A 1,217-nucleotide genomic window follows, 5' to 3' on the forward strand; every position below is an offset into this window, starting at 1 on the left:
GCCGCGATCAGCACTGCCGGATTCTGCGGTTCCCCGGCCGGACGGTAACGCCCTCCGCCTGCCTCCCTCCGTCTGCCTCCCTCGGCCTGTCTCGTCGGTTCCGCGGCGGCACGCGGACAGCCCTGCCCTGCGGGGATCCGATGCCCGGGGCCCGGTTCTAGGCGGCGGTGACGGTGAGGTGCGCGGCGGCGGTGGTGCTGTGGCCGCCGGGGCTGGATGGTCCGGCGGTGAGCAGGTAGGTTCCCGGGGCGGGCGGTTCAAGCAGCAGGTCGCAGCGGCCGCCGGGAGGCACTTCAACGACGGCGGTGACCAGCGGATGGGCGGTGGCCCAGGTGGGCGGGGCGGGCCCGGCCGGGTCGGAGGTGTCGCGCAGGGGCCGGCTGTCATGGGCGATCAGCTGCGCGATGGGCGCCGGGGCGGCGGCGGGGCCGGTGAAACGGGCGGTCACCGGGCGGGTGCAGGCGTTGAGCAGGCGCAGCAGCGTCGGCTTCTTCGGCCCCGGGACGAGGTTGGCGTCCAGGGCCGGCGGCAGGGGCTTGAGGTTTTCGGGGGAGTCGGCCGGCTGCCAGGCATAAACGCGCAGCAGTTCCTGCGGACCGGCCGTTTCCGTGCCGGTGTTTTCCGTCCCGGTGTTTGTCTTAACGGCGTCCTGCGGGGCGGTGATCAGGATGGCTTCGGTGCCGGGGTCGTATTCGGGCCCGTCCACGAAGGCCCGCCGGGATTCTTCACTGACGGGGAAGTCGGGGTGGGGGACCGGATCGATCACCAGCGCCCCGAGGGTATCCGGGCCGCCGGGCGGGCCGGGGCGGCAGCGGTAGAAATAGGTGCCGGCGGTGCCGGTGTCCGGGTCCCCCGGGATGCCGGGTTCGGGGACCCACCGGCCGGGGCGGCGGCGGGCAGCCTCGAAGGAGGTCACCGGCCGTGCGTGCCCGCTGCCGGCGTCCGGCCAGGGGACGGTGCGGACCGTGCGGCAGTCCTGCAGGGTCACGGGCACCGGTTCGCCTTCGGCCAGGCGCACCGGCGGCGCCGGCAACCCGGAGCGCCGGTCCCCGGAGTCAAAGGCCCCGCGTCCGGTGCCGCCGCTGCCCCCGCCGGCCGTCAGGGGTTCCGGTTCCGTCCCGTGCCCGGCAGCCGCCGCCGCGTCCTGACCCTGATTAACAAGCCCATGTACCCATGGTGCCCTCTTCCCTCTAGGCGGCACACCCCCATCCCGGGGA

At 74.7% G+C, this 1,217-nt stretch carries 1 pseudogene; it reads right to left on the reverse strand.

Going from position 1 to position 1,217, the window contains the following annotated elements:
• Window positions 1–157 precede the first annotated feature (157 nt).
• Window positions 158–1,217 (reverse strand): annotated as a pseudogene (locus tag AC5RWU_RS24290) (hypothetical protein); the annotation flags it as partial.

The organism is Arthrobacter sp. B0427-1-12, from assembly GCF_059092905.1.